Genomic DNA, 23189 nt, shown 5'->3' with positions numbered 1-23189 from the left:
CGTAGGCGCGATGTCGTCAGCCAAAACTTCGCCCGTGGTCGAGACCGGCCTGACGCACCTCGCCGTCAGCCTGCGTGGCGTGACCAAGGTCTATGACAATGGCGTCATCGCGCTCGGGCCGCTCGACCTTGCCGTGCGCAAGGGCGAATTCATCTCGCTGCTCGGCCCGTCGGGCTGCGGCAAGTCGACCGCGCTGCGCATCATCGCAGAGCTCAGCGCACCTTCGTCAGGAACGGTGCGGGTGGCACGGCACGAGGGCGTGCCGCAGCCGGGCCATGGCATCGGCTTCGTGTTCCAGGAGCCGACCCTGATGCCCTGGACCAGCGTGCGCGAGAACGTGCGGCTGCCGCTCAAGCTTGCAGGCCTGCCAAAGGCGGAAGCGCGTGCGCGTGCCGATGAGGCGCTGGCGAGCGTGGGTCTTGCCGATTTCGCCGAGGCCTATCCGCGCGAGCTCTCCGGCGGCATGAAGATGCGGGTGTCGCTGGCGCGCGCGCTCGTCACCGATCCCGACATCCTCCTGATGGATGAGCCGTTCGCCGCGCTCGACGAGATCACGCGCTTTCGCCTCAATAACGACCTGCTGGCGCTGTGGCGCAGCCTCCGCAAGACCGTCATCTTCGTCACCCATTCGGTGTTCGAATCCGTCTATCTGTCGCAACGCGTCGTGGTGATGACGGCGCGCCCCGGCCGCATCCAGGCCGACATCCGCATCGAGACGGTCGAGCCGCGCGGCGAGGAGTTCCGCACCTCCGCCGCCTATTCCGATTATTGCCGGAAAGTGTCGGCCGCGCTGGCGCCGTCCTATTCGGGGCAGTCGACGCTATGAACGCGCAAAGCTCCATCATCGCAAAACCATCCGCCGCGCAGCGCGCGATGCGTTTCGTGCTCCCCGTCATCGTGTTCGCCGCCGGCCTCGCGGTCTGGGAGCTGGTGGTCCGCATCAAGGAGATCCCGCCTTACGTGCTGCCCGCGCCCTCCGTCATATTCCTGACGCTGATCAAGGACTGGGCGGTGCTGTCACAATCGCTCGCCACCACGCTCCTGACGACACTCGAGGGATTTGTGGCCGCCAGCATCGGCGGCATCGCGCTGGCGCTGCTGTTCAACCAGTCGAAATGGGTCGAATATTCGCTGTTCCCCTATGCCGTCGTGCTCCAGGTGACGCCTGTCATCGCGATTGCGCCACTGCTCCTGATCTATCTGGAGCAGCAGACCGCGGTCGTCGCCTGCGCCTTCATCGTCGCGTTTTTCCCGGTCCTGTCCAACACCACGCTCGGGCTCAATTCGGTCGACCGCAATCTGGCCGGACTGTTCCAGCTTTATGGCGCCTCTGCGCCGCAAACCCTGCGCTTCCTGAAGCTGCCGGCAGCGCTGCCCTATATCCTCGGTGGGTTGCGTATCGCGGGCGGCCTGTCGCTGATCGGCGCGGTTGTGGCCGAGATCGCGGCGGGCACGGCCGGGGCCGGCTCTGGCCTTGCCTACAGGATCGCCGAGTCGGGTTACCGGTTGAACATACCCCGCATGTTCGCGGCGCTGCTTTTGTTGTCGCTGGCCGGGATTGTCATCTATGGGGTGCTGGCGCTAGTTTCCCACCTCGTTTTACGGCGCTGGCACGAAAGCGCGCTTGGAAAGGAAAGCTGATGTCTACCGGTTCGATTTCGTCCGAAAAGATCGATCTTCTGATTTATGGACCGGTCCGGCCGATCCTCGAGAATGGCTTTTCCGATCATTTCGTCGTGCACAAGGCCGAGACCCGCGGCGACCTCGAGCGGCTGACGCCGGCGGTCCGGGAGAAGATCCGCGGCGTGGCGGTGACCTATCACACGGTGCGCGCCGACAGGGAGTCGCTGTCGCAGCTGCCCAAGATCGAGATGGTGGCGAGCTTCGGCGTCGGCTACGACCATATCGACGCCAAATACGCCGCCGAGCACAACATCATCGTCACCAACACGCCCGACGTGCTGACCGAGGAGGTCGCCGACGTCGCGATGGGTCTTCTGATCTCGACTTTGCGCGAGTTCATCAAGGCCGACCGTTACGTCCGCTCCGGGCTCTGGCAGACCCAGAACTATCCGCTCAGCGTCGGCTCGCTGCGCGACCGCAAGGTCGGCATCGTCGGCATGGGTCGGATCGGCCAGGCCATCGCCCGCCGGCTCGATGCCTCGTTGGTGCCGGTGGTCTATCACTCCCGCAATCCGTCCAAGGACGTCACCTACAAGCACTATCCTGATCTGATCGAGATGGCGAAGGCGGTCGACACGCTGATGGTGATCGTGCCCGGCGGGGCCTCGACCAACAAGATGATCAATGCCGAGGTGCTGAAGGCGCTCGGCCCGCGCGGCGTGCTGATCAACGTCGCGCGCGGCTCGGTGGTTGACGAGCCGGCGCTGGTCCAGGCGCTGAAATCAGGCACCATCCTCGCCGCCGGCCTCGACGTGTTCGCAGCGGAGCCGAACGTGCCGGACGAGCTCAAGAGCATGCAGAACGTCGTGCTGTTGCCGCATATCGGTTCGGCCTCAGTCGTCACGCGCAATGCGATGGACCAGCTCGTGGTCGACAATCTCAAGTCATGGTTCTCAGGCAAGCCGCCGCTGACGCCGGTTGCCGAGACACCGTTCAAGGGGCGCTGATGAGAGCTCTTCGGGTCGTTGCATTCACCATCGCGGCATGCGTTGTCGCGATCGGCCCTGTGCGTGCGCAGGATGCGACGACCCTGAAGAAATCGATGCCCGGGCAGTGGGAGCTCTCGACCACCGAGCGCAGCAAGACCTGCGTCGTCACGCTCAAGGCCGACGCCGCGGGGCAGGGCTACAAGCTCGAGCTCGAGCCGGCCTGCAAGGCCGCGCTGCCCTTCACCAAGGATATCGTCGCCTGGAGCGTGAAGGGCCTCGACATCGTCCGCTTGCAGGATGCGACCGGCGAAGCCGTGATCGACTTCACCGAGGTCGAGGCCGGCATCTTCGAAGGCCTGCGCCAGGGCGAGGGTGTCTACATCCTGCAGGACCTCGCCGCCGCGCGCTCGATGGCCAAGTCGATGGACCAGATGATCGGCGACTGGGCCATGGTGCGCGGCAACGGCCAGCCGATCTGCGGTTTGACGCTGACCAACACGGAAGCCGGCCAGGACAATTTCCAGGTCTTCCTCAAGCCGAAATGCGACGCGGCGATCGCGCAGTTCAACCCGACGCAATGGCGGCTCGAGCGCGGCCAGATCATCCTGATGTCGAAATCAGGCGAGACCTGGCAGTTCGAGGCCGACGACAACGCGCAGTGGCGGCGCGTCCCCGATACCGCCGATCCCTTGATCATGCTGCGCCAGTAGGCGGCGGCGCGGTGCCTTGCGCCCATTTCTCCAGCTTGCCGAGCACGCCCCAGGCGGCGAGGCCCAGCAGGATCGGCATCGCCACCTGGCTCATTCCCGGCACCGAGGTCGCGATGGTGCCGAGCAGTCCGGCTAGGCCTCCCGCATTGGGGCTCGCCGTCACGGCGGACAGCAGCGCGGTGACGAGCGCGCCGCCGATGCCGAGCGCCGACTTCTTGCCGTCCAGCAGTTTGCCGATCGTCTGGCCCAGCGCGCCATTGACCTGGCCGAGAACGGGCGCGCCGTCCTTGTTGAGCAGGACGCTGAGCAGATCGACCACCCGCTTCAGCTGATCGAGCGAGGCCGGGCTGGCCGAGGCCGTTGCTTGAGGTAACGACGCCGCCTTGTCGCCGAACGGGACCAGCTGCCTGACCAGGTTGGACACATCGCTGACAGCAGGCGAGGTGACGGCTGGCGCCCCGCCGCCGCGCAGCAGCATCAGTTGTGTGACCTCGTCGAGCCGCCGCTCGATTTGCTGATAGGCCACAGCGTGTTCCAGTGCATCCGCCTGCGCAAGCGGGCTCGGCCCGATCGCATAGTTGCCTGTCGGACGAGACGAACTTTCGAAGGTGGGCTCCCTCACTTCGTCGAGTCCAGTGGTCACGGCAAGATGGTTGTCCGCTTGCTTCCGCTCGAGCATCTCCTTTTCTTCGGCTTCGCGCACAGAAGCCATGCAACGGATAACGGTGTTGGCGGCCTGTTCCAGCAGAGCCGCAAGCTTGTCGGTTTTGCCGCTGTCCAGGCTTCCCGCAGCGGCATCGATGAAGCTCCGCTGCTCACGATCAAGCGGCCATGCTTCGAGTGCGTCCATCAATCTTCTGTTCTCGGTGCCGATGGCTCCCTCCCCAGGTGGCTCTCAGTCGTCGGTTTGAACATATGTCAGCAGCCTGTTGGCAATCGAATGCGCTTCGTTCGCGAAACGCTGGGGGGCCTCGGGCTCCATCTGACCCAGCGTCTCAAATTCTGCGGAAAGCCTGGTCTGCTGGGCCTCAGCAATGGCCGCGAGTTTGGTCTGTCGCTTTCCCTCCAGGGTATTCAACATCGTGCAAAGCCTTTGAAGTTGGCCGAGTTGGTAGTTCAGAAGAAACGGGCGGTGTTCGTCCACCAGTGCCGCGATGTCGTCGGTTATTCTGGGTAGATAAAGAATGCGCGAGAGTGAAGCGCATCGTTTGAGACACTTCCGCATATCGCCCTCTCGCTGAAGCGACTTGATCGCTCTCGCCAGCCAGTCGATGTAGCGGCCCATATCGATCGGATCGTTCATCTGATTTGGCAGCCAATCGACTGAAGTCAGCGGCACCTCCTGCCCGGCGTGCGTTTTCACCAGACCTGCCGACTTTCCATCGCCGTCGAGCGCGATGACAATGTTGGAAATCTCCGTAATCCCGAAATGAGCGATGTCGCCGACATAATCCATCTTGAACGTGGATTGCTTAAGGACAGCAGGCTTTATCGCTTCGGCGAGGGCGTCAGCCGTAGGTCTTTGCTCGTCCCACTTCCAGACGGGATCCGGATTCGAGACCGTGAGCTTCAGGCACATCACGTTGGCATCGCCGTCCAGGTTCCTGACGACGCGGTCGAATCCATGGGCGACCCGGAAGTACTCGCAAAAATCGATGTCGCCGACGATTTCGAACAGTTTCCTGAGCACGTTGCTTCCGCTGATTGAAATCGTGGACTTGCTGCTGTTGCGAATTTTTCGAGAAAGATCCCAGATGGCGGGCAAGGACTCGTCGGACGGGAACGTCGGCAGCACGTGATAGGGGATGCGAAACAGCAGGCCCCTGTAGGATTTGATGAGATAGCCGGGGTGTTGCTTGTCGACCTTGTAGCCCTGATCTCTGTAGAGCTCTGCGTGAAGCAGGGCCATCACTTCCAACATCGCAGTGAGCGCTTCACGAACGGCTTCGTACGCCGAGCCTGTTCGTGACAATGAACCTTCGTTGTCCAGGTAATAGGACTGACATCGTGCAAAGACATCTCCGATTTCGGGTTCTAGCGATGCGGCCATCTTCGTTCGAAGCCCCTAGCTTTGCTTGGTTCGACACGACGCAGGCACGATGACTTGCTCGGCCGTCCAGGGCCACCCGATCGACGGCGCTCCAACCGCTCGAGAAGGTGTCGAACCCGAGCGGTTGGGAGTGCTTCGTGGAAGCGGTCAGGTCGTCGGCTTCGGCGGCGGCGCGGTGCCTTGCGCCCATTTCTCCAGCTTGCCGAGCACGCCCCAGGCGGTGAGCGCCAGCGAGATCGGCATCGCGAACTGGCCGAGGCCCGGCACCGCGGACACGATGGTCCCGAGCAGTCCGGCAATGCCTCCGGCATTGGGGCTCGCCGTCACCGCCGAGAGCAGCGCGGTGAGCACCGCGCCGCCGAGGCCGAGCGCGGTCTTCTTGCCGTTGAGGAGCTTGCCGATGGTCTCGCCGAGCGCGCCGTTGACCTGGCCGAGGACGGGCTTGCCGTCCTTGTTGAGCAACGTGCTAAGCAGATCGACGACCTGCTTCAACTGGTCGACGGGAGCAGGGTTGGCCGCATTGGTCGTTCCGGACACCGGCACCGTCTTGTTGTTGATGAGGGCGAAGAGCCGCTCGAACAGCGTGATCGGATCGTTGGCAGCCGGCGGCGTGGTCACGGGCGGCGTGCTTGGCGTCGGCGGGCCGCCCCGCATGATCTGGGCGAGATCCTCCAGCCGCTTCAGGATCTGCGACAGGTCGCCGGTCGGCGCGGGGGTGACCGGCTGCTGCGCCGCGCGCGTGATGGCGGCAACCGTCATCGTGTCGAGGACGCCGGTTTCGGTGATGCCGTGCTCTTGCTGAAACTGCGCCACCGCCGCCTTGGTCTTCGGTCCGACGATGCCGTCCTCATCCAGCATGGGACTGGCGCCGAGGTTGTTGAGGCATTTCTGCATCAACAGCGCCGTCGACGCCATCTGCTCCTCGGGTTCGAGATGGCTCAGCATGGCCGGGCCGCCGTCGAAGGTAATCGACGCATCCAGCTCCATCATCGCCTTGAGGATCACCGCGGCGCCGAGCTGCGGATCGACCGTGCCCGGGTCGAACGAGCCGTCGCCGACGAACTTGCCGCCCCTTTGCTCGGGCGGGCCGTAGACGTTGGAGCCCGACCAGAGATAGGGCGAGTTGACCCCGCGGCCGCGATAGCCGAAGCCGTTGTACTGCTCCAGGCGGAACATCGTCCTCGCGATGCCCCAGTCGCGGGCGCCGACGAATCCCTCCAGCCTGAGCGCGTCGACGGCGCCTTCGGCGAACGAGGCGAACGGGCCGCGCCCCTTGGGGACGATGGTCGTGACGCGATTGAGCGCCTGGCCGTTGCCGAGATAGGTGTTGAAGTTGAAGCTGGATTCACGCGAGTGCAGCACCGCGACGAACCACCAGGGCACGTCGGTCTTGTTCTGGATCTCGGTGTACGTGTCCTTGTGGCTGATGGCCTTGCGCGCCGCTTCGGTGGCGGCGTCGGCCCGCCCGGGCCGGATCCTCATGTTGGACCAGTTTCGTTCGTATTCGTCCTTGATGGCCTCGAATGACACCTTCATGTCCTGCTCCCGTGAAAAGCGATGAATTGCGAAATCGATGAAAATTGGCCGGGGGTCGCGCAGATCAGAGTGAATCAGGCGCCGTGATCAGCGCGTGACTCCAGCGTGATCCCCTTCGAATGTGGCACCTTGTCCGCCCGGCGCATGTGAACTGGCTTACAGCCTTGGCGGGAAACGAGCGGCAGGATGGGGCGGGGATCGGCGCCGGCCGGGCGGCCGCCCCAAAGGAACTGGCGGGGCCGTCAGTCGGTTGACGAGCCGGAAGGTTCGGCAAGGAGCCCTGCATGGCCAAACGCGTCCTCGCGATCGGCATCGAACCCGGCAATGCGGATTACGGCGCGTTCCCGCAGCTCACGCCGGAGCTCGTGCGCGACTATATCGAGGCGCAGCTGTTGCGTCTGCGCGATCTCGGCTTCGAGGTCACGAGCTGCCTGATCGACCTCGATCTGACGGCGGAAGCCGCTGTCACCGCGGCGCTGCGCGACGAGCGCTTCGACTGCATCGTGATCGGCGCGGGCCTGCGCGAGCCGAAGGAGCGGCTGCTGATGTTCGAGAAGGTGCTCAACCTCGTCCATCGCCTGGCGCCGGACGCGGCGATCTGCTTCAACACCACGCCCGCCGACACCGCGGAGGCCGTGCAGCGCTGGATCGAGCCCGGCTGACCGCTCGCGCCGGCCGTCAAGATGGCGTGTATCGATTCGGTAGCGCAACCGCCCGTTGACGACGCAGGCTTTATGCCCAATCATGTTCGCCATCGTCACCGGTGGGAATCTTCATGTCCAGATTTATGCTGCTGCTCGCTTGCGCAACGACACTTGCGGGCTGCGATGCCTTCAGCACGGTGACGGAGGGGCTCAAGCAATCGAAAGCGGTGGAAACCGACCTCGAACAATCGACCGGCGTCAAGCCGGCGGTGGGCTTCAATTGGCACAATGGGCGGCTGGTGGTGGTGACGGTCCAATTCCCGCGTCCCTACGAAGACAAGCCGTTGAACGAGCTCGCCGGACTTGTCCGCGAATCCGTCACCACGGAATTCAAGCAGACGCCGGAGCGCATCGTCGTCGCCTTCGTGCTCGGCAAGTGAGGCCGCCGCGACCGAAGCCCCGCGAAGCCGGGGATCGGGGTGCGTACTCATAAATCATGCCCGCTTCGCTTCCCGCCTATTGTCCGTCCACGGAGAAGGCGAGCAGCACGTTGCCGGGCGCGGTACCATAATTTGTGTAGCCCGAGTTGACGTAGAGGATGCCCCCGGCGATCACCGGTCCCGGTCCATCGAGCGAGCCGCCATGCGCCGACACGCCGTTGACGGTCGCATAGTCCCGCATGGTGTCGACGTCCCAGATGATCTCGCCGTTCTTGGCGGCATAGGCCCGCAGGTGGCCGTCCAGTCCGCCGGAGAACACCACACCAGGAATCGCGGTGACCGCAGCGGACTGCGCAGGGCTGCATCCCGGCCGATCTCCGCAGCCCGGATGTGCCGCGTGCCAGACGATCTCGCCCGTCGCCTGGTTCATCGCGTACAGCCCGCCGCCCTGACTTGGATCGAGCTTCATGGGTGTCCCAAAGACCGATTTTTGCGCGCCGGCCGTGTCCGGCGGCACGGCCTTCAGGCCGACATCGGACACCGCGACATAGACGTTCGCATCGTCCGCAGCCGAGCCCCATTGCACGCCGCCGAGCGTGCTGCCGAGTCCCACCCGGCGCTGCCAGATGACGGCACCATCGCGGTCCGGATCGAGCGCGTACACCATGCCGGATTTCTGGCCGGCAACGAGCGCACGACGTCCGTCAGGTAGATCGACCAGGATCGGAGAGGAGCCGAAGTCGAAATCGGGACCCTTGGTGCCGGGGCAGTTAGCGCGATACTGGCTGCCGCACGCGACGTTGTAGGCATCACCCTCGGTCATCTGCCGCGACCAGGCGAGCCGTCCGGTGCCCAGATCGAAGGCCACAAACGCGTCGGAGGTCGTGGACGCCGGGTCCAGATAACTGTCGCCCGTCGTCGCATAGATCCGGTTTGTCTTGAGGTCGATGGTCGGCGACGACCAGATCGCACCGCCAGAGGGTCCGAAGAGCTGGACACCGATCTCGTTGAGGCGGATTGGCTGGGCCGGCGGGCTGACATAGCCGCGCCACAGCACCTCGCCGGTCCTGGCGTCGAGCGCGGCAATCAGACCGCGGAAGGTGCAGCAAGGATAGCGTGGATCGATCGCCAACACTTCTTCGATGGAGGAGACCGGCACATAGAGCACATTATTGGCCAATGTCGGCGCGCCCGTGATCAGGGCCCCCGCATGCGCATCGACACGTCTCCTCCACAGCAGCTTCCCGCTCTCGGCATCGAGCGCATAAGCTTCGCCGCGTTGATCGCCGAAATAAGCGGTCGTGCCCCGCTCATCCTCACCGATGGTGATCGCGGTGCGTACGCCGAAGCCGGCGTCGAACACCCAGCGCTGGCAGCCGAGTCTGGCATCCAGCGCATAGACCTTGCCCCCCGCGCTGCCCACGAAGACCCGGCCGCCCCAAACCGTCGGCTGCGCGTAGGCTCTGGTATCGCCGGGAAAGCCGAACGCCCATTTGAGCTTCAGGCGCGGAACATCGTCCGGCGAAAGCTGGGCCATGACAGCGGGTTGAAACCGGTGTTGAGCGATGTCGACGCCCCAGCCGTTCCAGCGCGGCAACGAAGCGTCCGCAAGCGCGGGGCCCCGCTCACCGCACGTGGAATCCGGTAGTGGCTGCTGCTGCTGCTCCGATGGTGTCCCGACGAGATAGCGAACGATGTCCTGAATTTCCTGTTGGCTCAGGTCGCGCCCCTGCTGGCTCATCATGCCGAACATCAAGGCAAAGCTCATCCGCTCGGGCCTGAATTGCCGCAGCGCTTTGGCGTCAGGCGCGCGTGCCACGCCACCCTCGTGACACGACGAGCAGCGCGTGCGGTAGAGCGTCTCGCCACGCGAGCTTGGGGCCTCCTCCGCATGATCCGGAAGCACGCCAGTGAGCAATATGCCCACTGCAAGCAGGAGACGTGCGAAGAGCGTGTATCCAGAGCGGTGCCTGCCCGTACTCGTCATTCTCGCCATCCTCGCATAAACGAAGCGTGCTTTGGCAACAGAAGATCGGCGCGCGCGGTCGTCAACGCGTACCACGAATAAACAACCAAAGCGAGCTTCGGGGCCAGGTTACCGGTGGCTGGCCATCGGGATCAAACAATGTCGCCCGGTTGCGATGCGCCATGACAGGCTCGCCGCCAACTATCTTGCCTTCGTTCAGCTCGCGGCAATCAGGCTAAGGCTGCGTCTTGATCAGTCCACGTCCCAGGGCAACCTCTGCCGGTGCCCGGAGCCGCAAGGCAGGCGATTTGATCTGGCTTGAATCCATCGCGGGCGTTAAGACTTGCCTCACCACAGGGAGGGCGAACCATGCTTCGAGGTCTTCGTATTGGAGGTTTTGCAACGGCATGTCTGACGGTCGCGGCGGCGATGCCGGTGCATGAAGCGGCGGCCCAGGATGCCCTCGGCGGCGCGATCATTGGCGGTGTCGGCGGGGCGATCCTCGGGGGCGCGCTTGGCGGCGGCCGCGGCGCGGCAATCGGCGCCGTCGTCGGTGCCGGCACGGGCGCCGCCATCGCCTCCGAGGGCGAGCGCCGCCGCTCCGGCTATTACGCCTATCAGCGCGGCTGCTACATGCAGCGCCCCGACGGCTATTACGTCCGGGTCGATCCTCGCTATTGCTATTAAGGCTCGAGCGCTCGCGCTTTAACTCTTCGCGTCCGCCGGCATGATCTGGAGCAGCGGCTCCGGCTGGATCGAGATCTGCCCGGCGAACGGCCGGTCGTGGGCGGCGATCAGCAGCACCGAGGTGGCGACGCCGGTCGCGAACAGGCCCATCGCGATCGCCGATCCCAGGCGATTGTCGCAATGAACGAGCCCGATCACCAGCAGCGCGCAGGCGGCCTGGAGATACAGGCACCACCATTTGACCGGATTGACCGCGGCGAGGCTGACGATGATCCGCTGCCGCCGCGCATCCAGCGCCTGCTCCAGCGCGGCGATCAGCTCGCGCTGCACGTTCGCCTGCCCCGTACCCTGAGGCGTCATGGCGACGACGAGCTGCAGGGCTTCCGCGAGCGCCGGCGGCGTCACCTTCAGCGAGGCCTGCTGATGCGCCATCAACGGCCATTCCACCGTCACCGCCTGCCCGACATAGTCGCGCACGAGGCCGCGCAGCCTGGTCTCCTGCTCCGCCGGCAGGCCGGCGGACAGCAGCACGACGCTGCGCAGCGCGCTGGCCTCGCGGCTCACCGCGGCGCTGGCGCGGTCGCTGTCGCCCCAGACCTGCGCTGCGGTAAAGGCAACGAACAGGCCGAAGATGATGCCGAGCACCGGCAGCATCCCCGGCGAGATCGCCTTCAGCGATTTGGCGCGCTCCTCCGTCGCAGCCAGCGCGATGCCTGCGAAGATCGCCGCGGCCAGAGAAAAGGTGAACCCAAAGATCACCAGCGCCATCACGGGCACCGGCAGATTGTGCAGCCAGTCGCTCATGCCGTTCTTGTCGCCTGATTTGCGGCCCTAGATCAACCGCATTACGCGCAGACTGGCGTGGCCGCTTCCGCCGGCGATGATGTGATCGTGCACGGCAATCCCGAGCGGCTTGGCGATGTCGATGATCGCCTTGGTCATCTCGAAGTCGGCCTGCGAGGGCGAGGGATCGCCACTGGGATGATTGTGCATGACACTATGCCTCCGTGCGTCACATTGAACACACGATCGATTTTCAAGTGCTGGTCGTAGCAGGGGACGTGGACAGGGGAGTGTAAGAGTGATCGATTGTGATGATCACGTTAGCACATGAAGGCGCCTGTATAAGCCATTTCACTCACGAGTGATCATCGGCGGACTTCAGCTCTCACCTCAAAGGACTAAACCATATCGAGGGAGGACGAGATGGTTACATACAGCCACATCATTGTTGGGGCCGGGTCCGCTGGCTGCACGCTGGCCAGCCGTCTGACAGAGGACCCCGACACGCGCGTGCTTCTGCTGGAAGCCGGTGGCTGGGATCGTGATCTGCATATCCACGTCCCGCTGCTGTGGCCGCGGATGTTTCTCAAGCAGCGGAACGACTGGGGCTTCTTCACCGAGCCCGAAGCGAGCATGGGCGGCCGGCCCATCGAATTCGCGCGCGGCAAGGTCATCGGCGGTTCATCTTCGACCAACGCCATGGCCTATGTGCGTGGCCATCGCAGCGACTATGACCGCTGGGCGTCGGCCGGGCTTCTCGACTGGTCCTATGCGCACGTCCTTCCCTATTTCCGGCGGCAGGAATCATGGGAAGGAGGTGCCGACGCCTGGCGCGGCGGCGACGGCCCGCTCACCACGCGCTTCTGCCGCTACCAGGATCCTCTCGTGGACGCCTTCATGGCGGCGGGAGAAGCAGCCGGCCATCCGGCCACACCGGACTACAACGGCGCACAACAGGAAGGCTTCGGCCGCTGGCAATCGACCATCCGCGGTGGACGCAGATGCAGCGCGGCCGTTGCCTATCTGCGGCCGGCGCTGCGGCGCGGCCGGATCGACATCGTCACGGGTGCCCGGGCAAGCTCCATGATATTCGAGGGCCGACGCGCGGTCGGCGTCGAGTACCTGCACGGCGGCAGGACGCAGACAGCACACGCCGATCGCGAGATCATCCTTGCCGCCGGCGTCATCGGTTCGCCGCATCTGTTGATGCTGTCGGGCATTGGCGATCCCGACGTTCTTCAGCGCCACGACATTCCGGTCCGCATGACGCTGCGCGGTGTCGGACGGAACTTGCAGGACCACATCTCCGCGCCGGTCGCCTATGCTCGACGCGGCGCCGGTCCGTTGCACAGACGCATGCGCGCCGACCGGATCGCGATCGATCTGGTGCGGCAACAGCTGTTCGGCACCGGCATCGCGAGCGACCTGCCCGCGGCCGCCATGGCGTTCCTGAACACTGGGGTCGGCGGCAACGTGCCGGATGTGCAGTTCATGTTCGTCGCGCTTCCCATGACGGCCGGACCCTACTTCAGCCCGGTCGTGCAGCCCTATGCCGACGGCTTCTCCTGCCGGGTCGTCCTGCTCAGGCCGGAGAGCCGGGGGCTTCTGGACCTCGTTTCGCGCGATCCATTAACCGCCCCACGGATCGTCGGCAATTATCTCGCGACTGATCACGACCGCATCGTCTTGCGCCAGGGCCTGCGGCTGGCGCGCGACGTCGGGCATCAGCTTGCGATGAAACCGTTCATCGCCGCCGAACTGGCGCCGGGCCCGGACAGCTGGTCGGACTCCGGGCTCGACGCCCATATCGCGACCACGGGTATCACCGTCCATCATCCGCTCGGCACCTGCCGCATGGGACCGGAAAGCGATGGAATGGCCGTTGTTGACAGCGAGTTGCGCGTTCATGGGGTTGAGAACCTTCGCGTTGCCGACGCATCGGTCATGCCGGACTTGATTGGCGGCAACATCAACGCAGCAGTCATCATGATCGCGGAAAAGGCTTCTGATGTCTTGCGAGGCAGGCCAGTCCTCGCTCCAACGCCCGGTTGTTGAGGGACTCTCTCCAATCGCGTCGTTCTGCGAGGTTCGCGGTCAGGTTCGCTTGAGTTAGCCCCAAAGTTAGTCCCAAGATTAGCCCCAAGAGTCGACGGCATTCAAATCAGCCGCATCCCGCGCAGGCTCGCATGCCCGCTTCTGCCGACGATGATGTGATCGTGCACGGCAATCCCGAGCGGCTTGGCGATTTCGATGATCGCCTTGGTCATCTGGATGTCGGCCTGCGAGGGTGAGGGATCGCCGCTGGGATGATTGTGCACGAGGATCAAGGCGGTTGCCGACAATTCCAGTGCGCGCTTGATCACCTCGCGCGGATAGACCGGGGTGTGATCGACTGTGCCGGTCTGCTGCACCTCGTCGGCGATCAGCTGGTTGCGCTTGTCGAGGAAGAGCAGGCGGAATTGCTCCTTGTCGGCAAAGGCCATGCTGGTGCGGCAATAGTCGATCACCTCGTTCCAGGACGACAGCGCGTTGCGGCTGTTGACCTCGCCCTTGGCGACGCGGTGCGCCGCCGCGGCGATCAGCTTGAGCTGGTTGATCGCAGCTTCGCCGACGCCGTCGACCTCGCGCAGGCGCGCCACCGGCGCGTGCACGACCTCGGCGAACGAGCCGAACGTCTTGATCAGCGTCTTCGCAAGCGGCTTGGTGTCGCGTCGCGGCAGCGCCGCAAACAGCGCCATCTCCAGGAGCTCGTAGTCGCTGAGCGCGTCCGCGCCGGCGCTATAGAAACGCTCGCGCAGCCGCTCGCGATGGCCGTGATAATGCGGCGCATCCTCCGGCTTGCTCTTGTCGTGGTCTGGCTTGGCGGGCATCGGGCCCGGAGCATCGCCGCGGATCGCCGTTTTTGCAACCTTCAATTGCCCCGGCTGGTCCGTGCCGATGGCGGCATCGTGATGGCGACGACGCCGGCGAGGATCAACGCCATTCCGGCCATGCTCGACAGGGTGAAGCGCTCGCCGAGCCATGCCGTGCCCAGCGCCACCGCAAATCCCGCGCGCAGATAGCTGCCGCTGGTGGTGCCGAGTGGGCCAAGTGTGCGGATCAGGCGGAAATAGATCACCATCGCGAGCGCGGTGCAGACAATGGCGAGGACGATGACGGCCGCGACCGCCTGCGACGTCGGCGCGAGCGTCCAGGGCCGCTCGAGGATGAGTGCGGCGGGAACCATCGGGATCGCGGCACAGCTCATGGCGCCGGCAGCTGTGACGATGGCGGGAAGCTTCGAGAACCGCTGGCCCCACATGGGTGCGAGCGCGTAGCAGAGGCTCGCGCCCAGCACGGCCGCCTGCGCCAGCGGCGCGGCGCTGCCGATCCCGGACAGCGCATCGAGACCCATTGTGACTGCCACGCCCGCGAGGCCGAGCGCGACGCCAATGATCTTCCACCTGGTGACGGTCTGCCGCGCTCGTCCGGTGCTCATTGCGATCGCGAGCACGAACATCGGCGGGGTGGCATTGAGCACCCCGGCAAGACCGCTCGGAATGGAGACCTCGCCCCAGCTGATCAGGGTGAAAGGCAATGCGCTTTGCAGCAGCCCTTGCACGAAGAAGGCCGCCCAGACCGACCTCTGGCGGGGAAGGGCGTGTCCCTGTGCGATGGCGAGCAGCAGGAGAAGCATGGCCGCGATCGTCACGCGCACGGCAACCATCGTGAACGGCGGAATCGTGGGCACCGCGACCTTGATCAGCGTGAAGGAGCTGCCCCAGATCAGCGAGAGCAGCAGCAGAAGCCCGATCTCGACTACGAGAGTGATTTGTCCTGACGTCGTTCGTTGCGCCTGCGTGCTCATGCGAATCTGCTCCCGGATGGACCGGGACCATGATCCGGCGCGCCGGCGCAGGCTGGCTGAATTCGGACCTCATCGCCCGACCGAGTCCGATTTCAGCTACCCGGCGAAGTCGGATGAATTATCATTTCATCATGGCGAAGGTTTCCGCGCAGCCACCGGCGCTACCACCGCATCTCGATTGGGCGACCTGCGACCGGGCGCGCCTCGCGCGGGCGCGTGCCTTCGATGGCCTGTTCTTTTCCGGCGTTCGGTCGACGAAGATCTACTGCCGCCCGGTCTGTCCGGTTCGCCCGGCGCGCTCCGAGAACGTCACCTTCTATGCGACCGCGGCGGCTGCCGAGCGGGCCGGCTTTCGCCCGTGCCTGCGCTGCCGGCCGGAGACCGCGCCGGGGTCGCCGGCCTGGATGGGCACGGCGACCACGGTCGCGCGCGGCATGCGCCTGATCAATGACGGTTTTCTGGATCGCGCCACTGCCGCTGAGCTGGCCGAAGCGCTCGGCGTCGGGCCGCGCCATTTGCTGCGCCTGTTCCTGCGCCATGCCGGCGCGAGCCCGAGCGAGATCGCGGCGACGCGGCGCGTGCAGGAGGCGAAGCGCCTGATCGATCAGACCGAGATGACGTTGGCGGAGATTGCCTTTGCGGCGGGCTTCGGCAGCGTTCGCCGCTTCAACGACGCCTTTGCCGCGACCTACAAGCGGGCGCCATCGTCGTTCCGCCGGCGCCGCTAGGCGGCCATCACCCGATCTGCTTCTCGCCGTGCCGCTCCGACAGCGTGAAGATCTCGACGCCGGTGGCGGTGACGCCGACCGAATGCTCGAACTGTGCCGACAGCGAGCGGTCGCGGGTCACGGCAGTCCAGCCGTCGGACAGGATCTTCACATGCGGCTTGCCGAGATTGATCATCGGCTCGATGGTGAAGAACATGCCGGGCTTGAGCTGCACGCCTTCGCCGGGCCGGCCGATATGGATGATGTTCGGCTCGTCGTGGAACATGCGCCCGAGGCCGTGGCCGCAGAAATCGCGCACCACGCTCATGCCCTGCGGCTCGACAAAGCTCTGGATGGCGTGGCCGATGTCGCCGGTGGTGGCGCCGGGTTTCACCGCCGCGATGCCGCGCATCATCGCCTCATACGTCACCTCGATCAGCCGCTCCGCCTTGCGCGCGATCGGGCCGACCGCATACATCCGGCTGGAATCGCCGTACCAGCCGTCGACGATGAAGGTGACGTCGATGTTGACGATGTCGCCCTCTTTCAGCGGACGGTCGCCGGGCATGCCGTGGCAGACCACGTGGTTCAGCGAGGTGCAGGTCGAGTAGCGATAGCCGCGATACATCAGCGTCGCCGGATAGGCGCCGTGGCTGAAGGCGAAGTCGCGGACGAATTCGTCGATGACAGAGGTCGGCACGCCGGGGGCGACGATGTCGGTGAGCTCGTCGAGGCACTTTGCCACCAGCGCTCCCGCCTTGCGCATGCCGGCAAAGGCGGCAGGCCCATGCAGCTTGATCTGTCCGGTCTTGCGCAGGGAGGTATCGGTGGCTTCGACGTAGCTCATGCTTGTGCGGTCTTCTGGGCTGAATCTCGATGTCGGCGGAAAGGCTTGATTTCAGGCCCTAATTTAATGATTGCCGGCGTTCATGCAAGCCGAGCATGCAGCATGCGCCCGAAAGCGGGCCTAATTTGGGACTTCTACGGTGGTTTCGACCGGCAGGGCGCCGCCGCGGACGCGGATTTCGCGGACAGGGTAGGGAACCCGGATGCCCTCGCGCTTGAAGGCCTCCCACAGCGCCAGCATCACGTCGCTCTTGACGTTGTCCATGCCGTCGGGGTCCGCGATCCAGAAGGTCAGCGAGAACTTCATCCCGGCCTCGGCGAACTCGGTCAAGATGCTGTTCGGCGGCTTGCCCTTCTGCGCGCGCGGATGGGCGGCGGCGGTCTCGGCGGCGAGCTTGGTGACCAGGCGCGGGTCGGCGTCGTAATTGGTGCCGAAGGCGATCTTCACCAGCGTGTTCTTGTCGGTATAGGTCCAGTTGACGACCTTCTGCGTCACCAGGTCCTCGTTCGGCACCAGGAATTCGCGGCCGTCGCCGGCGGCGACCGAAATATAGCGCGTCTTCATCGCGCTGATGCGCCCGGTGTTGTCGCCGATGGTGACGAGGTCGCCCGGCTTCACCGATTTGTCGGCGAGCAGGATGATCCCCGAGATGAAATTGGCGACGATCTTCTGCAGGCCGATACCGATGCCGACGCCGACCGCGCCGGAGAAGACCGCGAGCGCCGAGAGGTCGATGCCGACGGCGCCGAGCGCGATCACGATGGCGACGGCAAGAAGCCCGATGCGGATGATCTTGACCAGCAGCACCTGCACCGACGGCGTCAGATCGGTGGTCGAATTGATCCGGCTCTCGGCGAAATTACTGGCGATGTTGGTGGCCCAGAGCGCGATCAGCAGCAGCGCGCCGGCCTTGATCACCAATAGCGGCGTCAGCCTGAGGCCGCCGAGCACGATGGCGAAGGAATCGAGCAGATCGACCGTCGAATCGAGCTGACCGATGATGGACAGCGCCGCGACGAACCAGGCCGTGATCGAGACCAGCTTGACGATGAAGGCGTTGCGCAGGACCGAGGTCACCAGCCGGATCACGAGCCAGGCCAGCCCCATCTTGGCGGCGACCATCAGGAGATAGCTGCGGCTAGGCCAGGTCGCATGGTACATCACGACGCGGGAAATGATCACGAGCAGGGTGAACACCGCCGTCGAGGCGCTCGACATCATCACCCGCGAGAAGTGCCGGAGCGGCAGCGGCCAGCCCATCGCCAGCGATGTCATGTCGACGCGATTGCGAATGCCGGCTTCGGCGGCATAGGCGAGGCCGGCTGCCGCGAGAATGAGACCAAATTGCAGGTAGAACCAGGGTGAGGAAATCTCCGCCCCGACGCTGCGCGCGGTCGTCTGCACGAACTCCATGAAGTCTTTGAGGTCCATGTCCATCGGTCTCGTCGGAAGGCGGGGAGAGGATTGATTCGAGGGTGCCGCAGAATCCCACAAAGGGTGCGGCCGGGCCATCGATACACCGTGAAGTGAAGCGCGTTAAGGCCGCAAAATACGGGCAGATTGCCGCGAGTAGCGAAAATGGGTTGGCGCGGGGGAATGCCGACGATAAGGATGCAAATCCAGCGATTTGTACCCGGAAGGTGGATGGCCTCCCTCGACTCCTTCAGCCTCGCCATTTTGCTCGGCGCCGTCCTGGTGATGGCCGGTATCCTGTCGAGCCTGCTCGCGCTGCGCTTCGGCGCGCCCCTGCTGCTCGTCTTCCTTGCCATCGGCATGCTCGCCGGGGATTCCGGCCCCGGGCAGATCCAGTTCAACGACGTCGGCACCACCTATCTGGTCGGCTCGGTGGCCCTCGCTTTGATCCTGTTCGACGGCGGCCTGAAGACGCGCTTTGCCAGCATCCGCACCGTGCTCGCCCCGTCCCTGGTGCTCGCCACCGTCGGCGTGCTCTTGACCGCGCTGGTCACGGCGCCCTTCGCGAAATTCGCGCTCGATCTGAACTGGGCGGAATCGCTGCTGGTCGGCGCCGTGGTCGCCTCGACCGACGCCGCCGCGGTGTTCCTGCTGGTGCACACCCAGGGCCTGCGCCTGCGCCCGCGCGTCGGCGCGACGCTGGAGGCGGAATCCGGCACCAACGATCCCTTCGCGATCTTCCTCACCCTGATGCTGGTCGAATACATCTCGCTCGGCTCGAGCTCGCCCGGCCATGTGTTCATGGAGTTCGTGCAGGAGGCGGTGCTGGGCGCTGTGGTCGGCGTCATCGGCGGGCGCCTCGTCGTCATCGCGCTGAACCAGGTGGCGCTGCCGCAGGGCCTGCATGCGCCGTTCGTCACCACCGGCGCGCTCGTCATCTTCGGCGGCTCGCAGATCATGCACGCCTCCGGCTTCCTCGCGGTCTATCTCGCCGGCATCATCATCGGCAACCGGCCGACCCGCGCGCATAATTCGGTGGTGACCTTCCTCGATGCCGCGACCTGGCTGGCGCAGATCGTGATGTTCGTGCTGCTCGGCCTTTTGGTCTCGCCGATCCGGCTCGGTGCCAGCGTGCTGCCGGCCGTTGCCGTCGCGCTGGTGCTGATGCTGGTGGCGCGGCCGCTTGCGGTGTTCGTCTGCCTGGCACCATTCCGCTTCAACTGGCGCGAGAAGATCTTCATCGCCTGGACCGGCCTTCGCGGCGCGGTCGCGATCTTCCTGGCCTCGATCCCGATGCTGGTCGGCCTGTCGAAGGCTTATCTCTATTTCGACGTCGCCTTCGTCGTCGTCATCATCTCGCTGCTGCTGCAGGGCTGGACGCTGGCGCCCGCCGCGCGCAAGCTGCACGTTGCGCTGCCGCGCGCCGAGCGCGGCCCGCGTCGTGTCGAGCTCGACCTGCCCGGCCAGCTCGAGCAGCAGCTCGTCGGCTATCCGGTGCGATCCAAGAGCCTCTATTTCCGCCGCGGCCTGATCCCGTCCTGGTCCAAGCCGACGCTGGTGATCCGCAACGAGAACATCCTGACGCCGACGGAGGCCGATCCGATCGCGCCCGGCGACTACATCTACCTGCTGGCGCCGCCGGAAAAGGCCGAAGCGCTCGACCGCTTCTTCGTCGACATGCAGCCGAGCTCGGCGCCGGATCCGCATCTGCTCGGCGACTTCATGGTGTCGGGCGAGCATACGCTGGCCGAGCTCGCCGAGATCTACGGCGTGAAGGTGAGCGATGACGAGAGCAAGCTGACGCTCGCCGACTTTTTCGACGTCCATCTCGACCGCGCGCCGAAGGAGGGCGCCGAGCTGCCGCTGGACGCGATCGTGCTGGTCGCGCGCAGCATCTCCGGCGGCCGCGTCAATGTCGTAGGCCTGCGCTTGCCCGAAGACGAGGAGCCGCCCGCGCCGCTGACGCGCCGGCAGGCGCTGCGCCGCAAGCTGGCGGATGTGTGGACCTCGGTCGCGGGGGTCTGACCTCTCCGTCATTCCGGGCTCGCCCTTCGGGCGCCCCGGAATGACGAGAAACCGCCACCAGATCGCCGCAACCGCCGAAGATTTGCGCGCCTTCGTGACCGCTGGTTCCGGAACGCTCCGCTGCGTTGCTCGTTCTTCGCGTGACGGTCAACGTCTTTGACAGGAGCAGTTCCATGAGAAGTTTCATCTTGCCTGCCATCGTCGCGATCGGTCTCGGATCGGCTGCGCCGGCGATGGCCTATGACACCGGCGACCAGATCTCGATGCAAGTCGCGCTCGATGTCGCGACGGACATCGGCGTCACGACGGTCTCGCACACGAACTTCCTCGGCGATGAATGGCAGATCGAAGGCCGCGACCGCACCGGTCGCTGGATGGAGGTCGATGTCGATGCGCGGACCGGCGAGGTGCGCAACGTCGATCGCGGCTGGTAGACACACTACACCCCCGCTGTCATTGCCCGCGAAAGCGGGCAATCCAGTATTCCAGAGACGGTGCGTGGACACGGAGAAGCCGCGGCGTACTGGATGCCCCGGTCAAGCCGGGGCATGACTGCGGTGGTTGAGGCGACGCTCACCAGCACACGCACGTCGCCTCACGTCAGCACCTTCACCCCGCCGAACGACGTCACGCGGCCCTGCTTCAGCATCACGATTTGCGTGGCGAGCTGGCGCAGCTCGGCGACGTCGTGGCTGACATAGACCATGGGGACATTGGCCTCGTCGCGCAGCCGCACCAGATAGGGCAGGATCTCGAGCTTGCGGCCCTCGTCGAGCGCACCGAGCGGTTCGTCGAGCAGCAGGAGGCGCGGCTTCGACAGCAGCGCACGGCCGAGCGCGACGCGCTGGCGCTCGCCGCCGGAGAGCTTTCCGGGGCGGCGGTCGAGTAGCGCGCCGATGTCGAGCAGGTCGATGATGCGCTTGTGCTGGCCAGGATCAGGCGCGAGGCCATTCATGCGACGACCGTAGTCGAGATTTTGCGCGACGCTGAAATGCGGAAACAGCCGCGCGTCCTGGAACACATAGCCGATGCGGCGGCGATAGGTCGGCACATGGATGCCGGAAGCGGTGTCGTCGACGGTGTCGCCGTCGATCACGATGGTGCCGCGATCGGGCCGCAACAGCCCGGCGATCATGTTGACCAGCGAGCTCTTGCCGGCGCCCGAGGCGCCGAACAGGCCGATGACACGGCCCTCGCCGGTGAAGGATGCCGAGAGCGAGAATTCGCCGAGCTTCTTTTCGATGTCGACGCGCAGCATGATCAATTCCCGTGCAGGCGCTGCGTCGCGCGGCGGGCGAACCATTCGGCGGCGATCAGCGCGCCGATCGCCAGTACGATCGAGACGATCACGAGCCGGCCCGCCGCGGCATCGCCGTCGGGCGTCTGGATCAGCGAATAGATCGCCGAGGAAATCGTCTGGGTCTCGCCGGGAATGTTGGAAACGAAGGTGATGGTCGCGCCGAACTCGCCGATCGCCTTGGCAAAGCCCAGCACCATGCCGGCGAGCACCCCGGGCAGCGCCAGCGGCAGCGTCACCGTGAAAAACACCTTCCACGGCGCGGCGCCGAGCGTCTCGGCGGCCTGCTCGAGCTTTCGGTCGATCGCCTCGATCGACAGCCGCATCGGCCGCACCAGCAGCGGAAACGCCATCACGCCGCAGGCGAGCGCGGCGCCGGTCCAGCGGAACGCGAACACGATGCCGAGATGATCGGCGAGGAAGCCGCCGACGAGGCCGCGGCGGCCGAAGGTGAGCAGCAGCAGATAGCCGGTGACGACAGGCGGCAGCACCAGCGGCAGATGCACGACGGCATCCAGCACCGACTTGCCCCAGAAATCCTTGCGGGCGAGCAGCCACGCCAGCGCAATGCCGAACGGCGTTGCGACCAGCGTGGCGATGACGGCGACCCTGAGCGAGAGCAGGATCGCCGTCCATTCGGCGGGCGAGATGTCGAGCATCAAGTCGTAATATCAGGTGGCAAAATCAAGCCGCAAAAATCAGGTTGTCGGACTGACCAGAAACTTGAAGCCGTATTTTTCCAGAATGGTCTTGGCGGCGGTCGAGCGGAGGAAGGCGAGATAATCATTCGTCTCCGGCTTCGCGGTCGTGGTCGCCGCGACCGGGTAGATGATCGCAGGGTGCGAGTCCGCCGGGAAGGTGCCGACGATCTTCACGCCGGGCTCGACCTTGGCGTCGGTGGAATAGACGATGCCGAGCGCGGCCTCGCCACGGGCGACCAGCGTCAGTGCGGCGCGCACGCTCTCGGCCATCGCGAATTTCGGCTCCGCGGCCTGCCAGGCGCCGAGCTTCTCCAGCGCAGCCTTGGCGTATTTGCCGACCGGCACCGACTTGACGTCGCCGGTCGCGATCTTGCCGTCGCCGGCGAGCTTGGCGAGATCAAAACCTTGTGCGATGGTGACGTTGTCGACCTTGGAATCCTTCGGCGCGATCAGCACGATGCTGTTGCCGAGCAGGTTGACCCTGGAAGGCTCGTTGATGGTCTTCTTGGAAGCCGCGTAGTCCATCCAGTCGGTATCGGCCGAGACGAACACGTCGGCCGGCGCGCCCTGCTCGATCTGCTTGGCGAGCACCGAGCTCGCGGCATAGGAGACGCTGAACTTGACGCCGGTCTTGGCGGTGTAGGCGGCATCGACCTCGTCGAGCGCGTTCTTCATCGAGGCCGCGGCGAACACGGTGATGGTCTTGTCCTCGGCGCTGGCAGGCGAGAGGCTCGCGCTCGCGAGGATGGCGAAGGCGGTGAAAAGTCCGGCAATACGAATCATGGATGCGCTCCGTGCGAGCTCGCGCGCGCAGGCGCACGCGCAAATCTGGCGTTGGGTTAAGTCTGGTCGCGACGGGCGGAAGCGCTGTTCCACGTGTCCCCGCAGCGGCTTACGGCCGGCGGGGATATCGCAGTTGCGAAG

Annotated in this window: 23 protein-coding genes and 1 pseudogene; 11 read left to right on the top strand and 13 right to left on the bottom strand. The window is 65.2% G+C overall.

Features of this window, described 5'->3' with window-relative positions; translation table 11 throughout:
* Positions 1 to 10 precede the first annotated feature (10 nt).
* From WN72_RS44970 to WN72_RS44955, 4 genes are read left to right on the top strand one after another with little or no spacing between them, the layout of a single operon-like run.
* Positions 11 to 826, top strand: coding sequence for an ABC transporter ATP-binding protein (locus tag WN72_RS44970; RefSeq protein ID WP_027564219.1), 816 nt, complete (start codon positions 11 to 13; stop codon positions 824 to 826).
* Complete coding sequence (locus WN72_RS44965; RefSeq protein ID WP_092212198.1) at positions 823 to 1641, top strand: ABC transporter permease; 819 nt, start codon at positions 823 to 825, stop codon at positions 1639 to 1641. Before WN72_RS44970 ends, WN72_RS44965 begins: the two co-directional genes overlap by 4 nt.
* Positions 1641 to 2630 (top strand): 2-hydroxyacid dehydrogenase, encoded by a 990-nt coding sequence (locus WN72_RS44960; protein ID WP_092212200.1) that lies wholly within the window; start codon positions 1641 to 1643, stop codon positions 2628 to 2630. The genes WN72_RS44965 and WN72_RS44960 overlap by 1 nt, the downstream gene beginning before the upstream one ends.
* Positions 2630 to 3322, top strand: coding sequence for an AprI/Inh family metalloprotease inhibitor (locus WN72_RS44955; protein ID WP_092212202.1), 693 nt, complete (start codon positions 2630 to 2632; stop codon positions 3320 to 3322). Before WN72_RS44960 ends, WN72_RS44955 begins: the two co-directional genes overlap by 1 nt.
* Here WN72_RS44955 and WN72_RS47960 read toward each other — a convergent pair.
* The 3 genes from WN72_RS47960 to WN72_RS44940 form a co-directional block, all read right to left on the bottom strand.
* On the bottom strand, positions 3306 to 4172 hold the full coding sequence (locus WN72_RS47960) for a hypothetical protein (RefSeq protein WP_430640350.1): 867 nt from the start codon (positions 4170 to 4172) through the stop codon (positions 3306 to 3308). The genes WN72_RS44955 and WN72_RS47960 overlap by 17 nt on opposite strands.
* A gap of 45 nt (positions 4173 to 4217) precedes the next feature.
* A complete protein-coding gene (locus WN72_RS44945) occupies positions 4218 to 5372 on the bottom strand; it encodes a hypothetical protein (protein WP_143130518.1) in 1155 nt (384 codons plus the stop codon).
* Between the two features lie 147 nt (positions 5373 to 5519).
* Positions 5520 to 6908 carry a peptidoglycan-binding protein gene (locus WN72_RS44940; RefSeq protein ID WP_027564224.1) on the bottom strand — a complete coding sequence of 463 codons (1389 nt, stop codon included), beginning with the start codon at positions 6906 to 6908 and terminating at the stop codon, positions 5520 to 5522.
* A 284-nt stretch (positions 6909 to 7192) separates the two neighbouring features.
* On the opposite strand from WN72_RS44940, the gene WN72_RS44935 reads away from it, so the two are divergent.
* Both WN72_RS44935 and WN72_RS44930 read left to right on the top strand, forming a co-directional pair.
* Positions 7193 to 7570, top strand: coding sequence for a hypothetical protein (locus WN72_RS44935; protein ID WP_027564225.1), 378 nt, complete (start codon positions 7193 to 7195; stop codon positions 7568 to 7570).
* Between the two features lie 113 nt (positions 7571 to 7683).
* Positions 7684 to 7992 carry a hypothetical protein gene (locus WN72_RS44930; RefSeq protein WP_027564226.1) on the top strand — a complete coding sequence of 103 codons (309 nt, stop codon included), beginning with the start codon at positions 7684 to 7686 and terminating at the stop codon, positions 7990 to 7992.
* Between the two features lie 76 nt (positions 7993 to 8068).
* Here the strand turns inward: WN72_RS44930 and WN72_RS44925 are convergent, their stop codons facing one another.
* A complete protein-coding gene (locus WN72_RS44925; protein ID WP_244553648.1) occupies positions 8069 to 9979 on the bottom strand; it encodes an outer membrane protein assembly factor BamB family protein in 1911 nt (636 codons plus the stop codon).
* A gap of 348 nt (positions 9980 to 10327) precedes the next feature.
* On the opposite strand from WN72_RS44925, the gene WN72_RS44915 reads away from it, so the two are divergent.
* A complete protein-coding gene (locus WN72_RS44915) occupies positions 10328 to 10645 on the top strand; it encodes a YMGG-like glycine zipper-containing protein (RefSeq protein WP_092212208.1) in 318 nt (105 codons plus the stop codon).
* 18 nt (positions 10646 to 10663) lie between these two features.
* On the opposite strand, the gene WN72_RS44910 is transcribed toward WN72_RS44915, so the two are convergent.
* Positions 10664 to 11449: a bestrophin-like domain gene (locus WN72_RS44910; RefSeq protein ID WP_027564228.1), complete on the bottom strand. Its 786-nt coding sequence runs from the start codon at positions 11447 to 11449 to the stop codon at positions 10664 to 10666.
* Between the two features lie 27 nt (positions 11450 to 11476).
* A pseudogene (locus tag WN72_RS44905) lies at positions 11477 to 11710 on the bottom strand (JAB domain-containing protein); the annotation flags it as partial.
* A gap of 141 nt (positions 11711 to 11851) precedes the next feature.
* Here WN72_RS44905 and WN72_RS44900 point away from each other — a divergent pair.
* Positions 11852 to 13483, top strand: a complete 1632-nt coding sequence (locus WN72_RS44900; RefSeq protein ID WP_092212213.1) for a GMC family oxidoreductase — start codon at positions 11852 to 11854, stop codon at positions 13481 to 13483.
* Positions 13484 to 13584: 101 nt separating this feature from the next.
* Here WN72_RS44900 and radC read toward each other — a convergent pair whose 3' ends face one another.
* A complete protein-coding gene (radC, locus tag WN72_RS44895) occupies positions 13585 to 14298 on the bottom strand; it encodes a RadC family protein (protein ID WP_027564230.1) in 714 nt (237 codons plus the stop codon).
* 41 nt (positions 14299 to 14339) lie between these two features.
* Positions 14340 to 15275 (bottom strand): DMT family transporter, encoded by a 936-nt coding sequence (locus tag WN72_RS44890; protein WP_092212215.1) that lies wholly within the window; start codon positions 15273 to 15275, stop codon positions 14340 to 14342.
* Positions 15276 to 15388: 113 nt separating this feature from the next.
* On the opposite strand from WN72_RS44890, the gene WN72_RS44885 reads away from it, so the two are divergent.
* Positions 15389 to 16003 carry an Ada metal-binding domain-containing protein gene (locus WN72_RS44885; protein WP_244553643.1) on the top strand — a complete coding sequence of 205 codons (615 nt, stop codon included), beginning with the start codon at positions 15389 to 15391 and terminating at the stop codon, positions 16001 to 16003.
* Between the two features lie 7 nt (positions 16004 to 16010).
* Here the strand turns inward: WN72_RS44885 and map are convergent, their stop codons facing one another.
* Complete coding sequence (gene map, locus WN72_RS44880) at positions 16011 to 16829, bottom strand: type I methionyl aminopeptidase (RefSeq protein ID WP_027564233.1); 819 nt, start codon at positions 16827 to 16829, stop codon at positions 16011 to 16013.
* A gap of 120 nt (positions 16830 to 16949) precedes the next feature.
* A complete protein-coding gene (locus tag WN72_RS44875) occupies positions 16950 to 18266 on the bottom strand; it encodes a mechanosensitive ion channel family protein (protein WP_092212217.1) in 1317 nt (438 codons plus the stop codon).
* 207 nt (positions 18267 to 18473) lie between these two features.
* On the opposite strand from WN72_RS44875, the gene WN72_RS44870 reads away from it, so the two are divergent.
* Positions 18474 to 20267, top strand: coding sequence for a potassium/proton antiporter (locus tag WN72_RS44870; protein ID WP_092212219.1), 1794 nt, complete (start codon positions 18474 to 18476; stop codon positions 20265 to 20267).
* Positions 20268 to 20440: 173 nt separating this feature from the next.
* Positions 20441 to 20701, top strand: coding sequence for a PepSY domain-containing protein (locus tag WN72_RS44865; RefSeq protein ID WP_027564236.1), 261 nt, complete (start codon positions 20441 to 20443; stop codon positions 20699 to 20701).
* Between the two features lie 161 nt (positions 20702 to 20862).
* On the opposite strand, the gene modC is transcribed toward WN72_RS44865, so the two are convergent.
* From modC to modA, 3 genes are read right to left on the bottom strand one after another with little or no spacing between them, the layout of a single operon-like run.
* A complete protein-coding gene (gene modC, locus WN72_RS44860) occupies positions 20863 to 21525 on the bottom strand; it encodes a molybdenum ABC transporter ATP-binding protein (protein ID WP_092212221.1) in 663 nt (220 codons plus the stop codon).
* Positions 21526 to 21527: 2 nt separating this feature from the next.
* Positions 21528 to 22223 carry a molybdate ABC transporter permease subunit gene (gene modB / locus WN72_RS44855; RefSeq protein WP_092212223.1) on the bottom strand — a complete coding sequence of 232 codons (696 nt, stop codon included), beginning with the start codon at positions 22221 to 22223 and terminating at the stop codon, positions 21528 to 21530.
* 39 nt (positions 22224 to 22262) lie between these two features.
* A complete protein-coding gene (gene modA, locus WN72_RS44850) occupies positions 22263 to 23048 on the bottom strand; it encodes a molybdate ABC transporter substrate-binding protein (RefSeq protein ID WP_092212225.1) in 786 nt (261 codons plus the stop codon).
* Positions 23049 to 23189 lie beyond the last annotated feature (141 nt).

The sequence above is a fragment of the Bradyrhizobium arachidis genome (genome assembly GCF_015291705.1).
GTDB classification, from domain to species: domain Bacteria; phylum Pseudomonadota; class Alphaproteobacteria; order Rhizobiales; family Xanthobacteraceae; genus Bradyrhizobium; species Bradyrhizobium arachidis.
The sequence above is the reverse complement of the archived record's forward strand: the minus strand, read 5'-3'. Positions and strand labels throughout refer to the sequence as shown.

Excerpts from the sequence above, each read along its gene's own strand:
- WN72_RS44915 (WP_092212208.1), top strand. The coding sequence starts at position 10,328 with ATGCTTCGAGGTCTTCGTATTGGAGGTTTTGCAACGGCATGTCTGACG.
- WN72_RS44870 (WP_092212219.1), top strand. The coding sequence starts at position 18,474 with ATGGCCTCCCTCGACTCCTTCAGCCTCGCCATTTTGCTCGGCGCCGTC.
- WN72_RS44910 (WP_027564228.1), bottom strand. The coding sequence starts at position 11,449 with ATGAGCGACTGGCTGCACAATCTGCCGGTGCCCGTGATGGCGCTGGTG.
- WN72_RS44890 (WP_092212215.1), bottom strand. The coding sequence starts at position 15,275 with ATGAGCACGCAGGCGCAACGAACGACGTCAGGACAAATCACTCTCGTA.
- modB (WP_092212223.1), bottom strand. The coding sequence starts at position 22,223 with ATGCTCGACATCTCGCCCGCCGAATGGACGGCGATCCTGCTCTCGCTC.
- WN72_RS44885 (WP_244553643.1), top strand. The coding sequence starts at position 15,389 with ATGAATTATCATTTCATCATGGCGAAGGTTTCCGCGCAGCCACCGGCG.
- WN72_RS44945 (WP_143130518.1), bottom strand. The coding sequence starts at position 5,372 with ATGGCCGCATCGCTAGAACCCGAAATCGGAGATGTCTTTGCACGATGT.
- WN72_RS44970 (WP_027564219.1), top strand. The coding sequence starts at position 11 with ATGTCGTCAGCCAAAACTTCGCCCGTGGTCGAGACCGGCCTGACGCAC.
- WN72_RS44940 (WP_027564224.1), bottom strand. The coding sequence starts at position 6,908 with ATGAAGGTGTCATTCGAGGCCATCAAGGACGAATACGAACGAAACTGG.
- modA (WP_092212225.1), bottom strand. The coding sequence starts at position 23,048 with ATGATTCGTATTGCCGGACTTTTCACCGCCTTCGCCATCCTCGCGAGC.
- WN72_RS44865 (WP_027564236.1), top strand. The coding sequence starts at position 20,441 with ATGAGAAGTTTCATCTTGCCTGCCATCGTCGCGATCGGTCTCGGATCG.
- WN72_RS44955 (WP_092212202.1), top strand. The coding sequence starts at position 2,630 with ATGAGAGCTCTTCGGGTCGTTGCATTCACCATCGCGGCATGCGTTGTC.
- WN72_RS44900 (WP_092212213.1), top strand. The coding sequence starts at position 11,852 with ATGGTTACATACAGCCACATCATTGTTGGGGCCGGGTCCGCTGGCTGC.
- WN72_RS44925 (WP_244553648.1), bottom strand. The coding sequence starts at position 9,979 with ATGACGAGTACGGGCAGGCACCGCTCTGGATACACGCTCTTCGCACGT.
- modC (WP_092212221.1), bottom strand. The coding sequence starts at position 21,525 with ATGCTGCGCGTCGACATCGAAAAGAAGCTCGGCGAATTCTCGCTCTCG.
- WN72_RS47960 (WP_430640350.1), bottom strand. The coding sequence starts at position 4,172 with ATGGACGCACTCGAAGCATGGCCGCTTGATCGTGAGCAGCGGAGCTTC.
- radC (WP_027564230.1), bottom strand. The coding sequence starts at position 14,298 with ATGCCCGCCAAGCCAGACCACGACAAGAGCAAGCCGGAGGATGCGCCG.
- WN72_RS44960 (WP_092212200.1), top strand. The coding sequence starts at position 1,641 with ATGTCTACCGGTTCGATTTCGTCCGAAAAGATCGATCTTCTGATTTAT.
- map (WP_027564233.1), bottom strand. The coding sequence starts at position 16,829 with ATGAGCTACGTCGAAGCCACCGATACCTCCCTGCGCAAGACCGGACAG.
- WN72_RS44965 (WP_092212198.1), top strand. The coding sequence starts at position 823 with ATGAACGCGCAAAGCTCCATCATCGCAAAACCATCCGCCGCGCAGCGC.
- WN72_RS44875 (WP_092212217.1), bottom strand. The coding sequence starts at position 18,266 with ATGGACATGGACCTCAAAGACTTCATGGAGTTCGTGCAGACGACCGCG.
- WN72_RS44930 (WP_027564226.1), top strand. The coding sequence starts at position 7,684 with ATGTCCAGATTTATGCTGCTGCTCGCTTGCGCAACGACACTTGCGGGC.
- WN72_RS44935 (WP_027564225.1), top strand. The coding sequence starts at position 7,193 with ATGGCCAAACGCGTCCTCGCGATCGGCATCGAACCCGGCAATGCGGAT.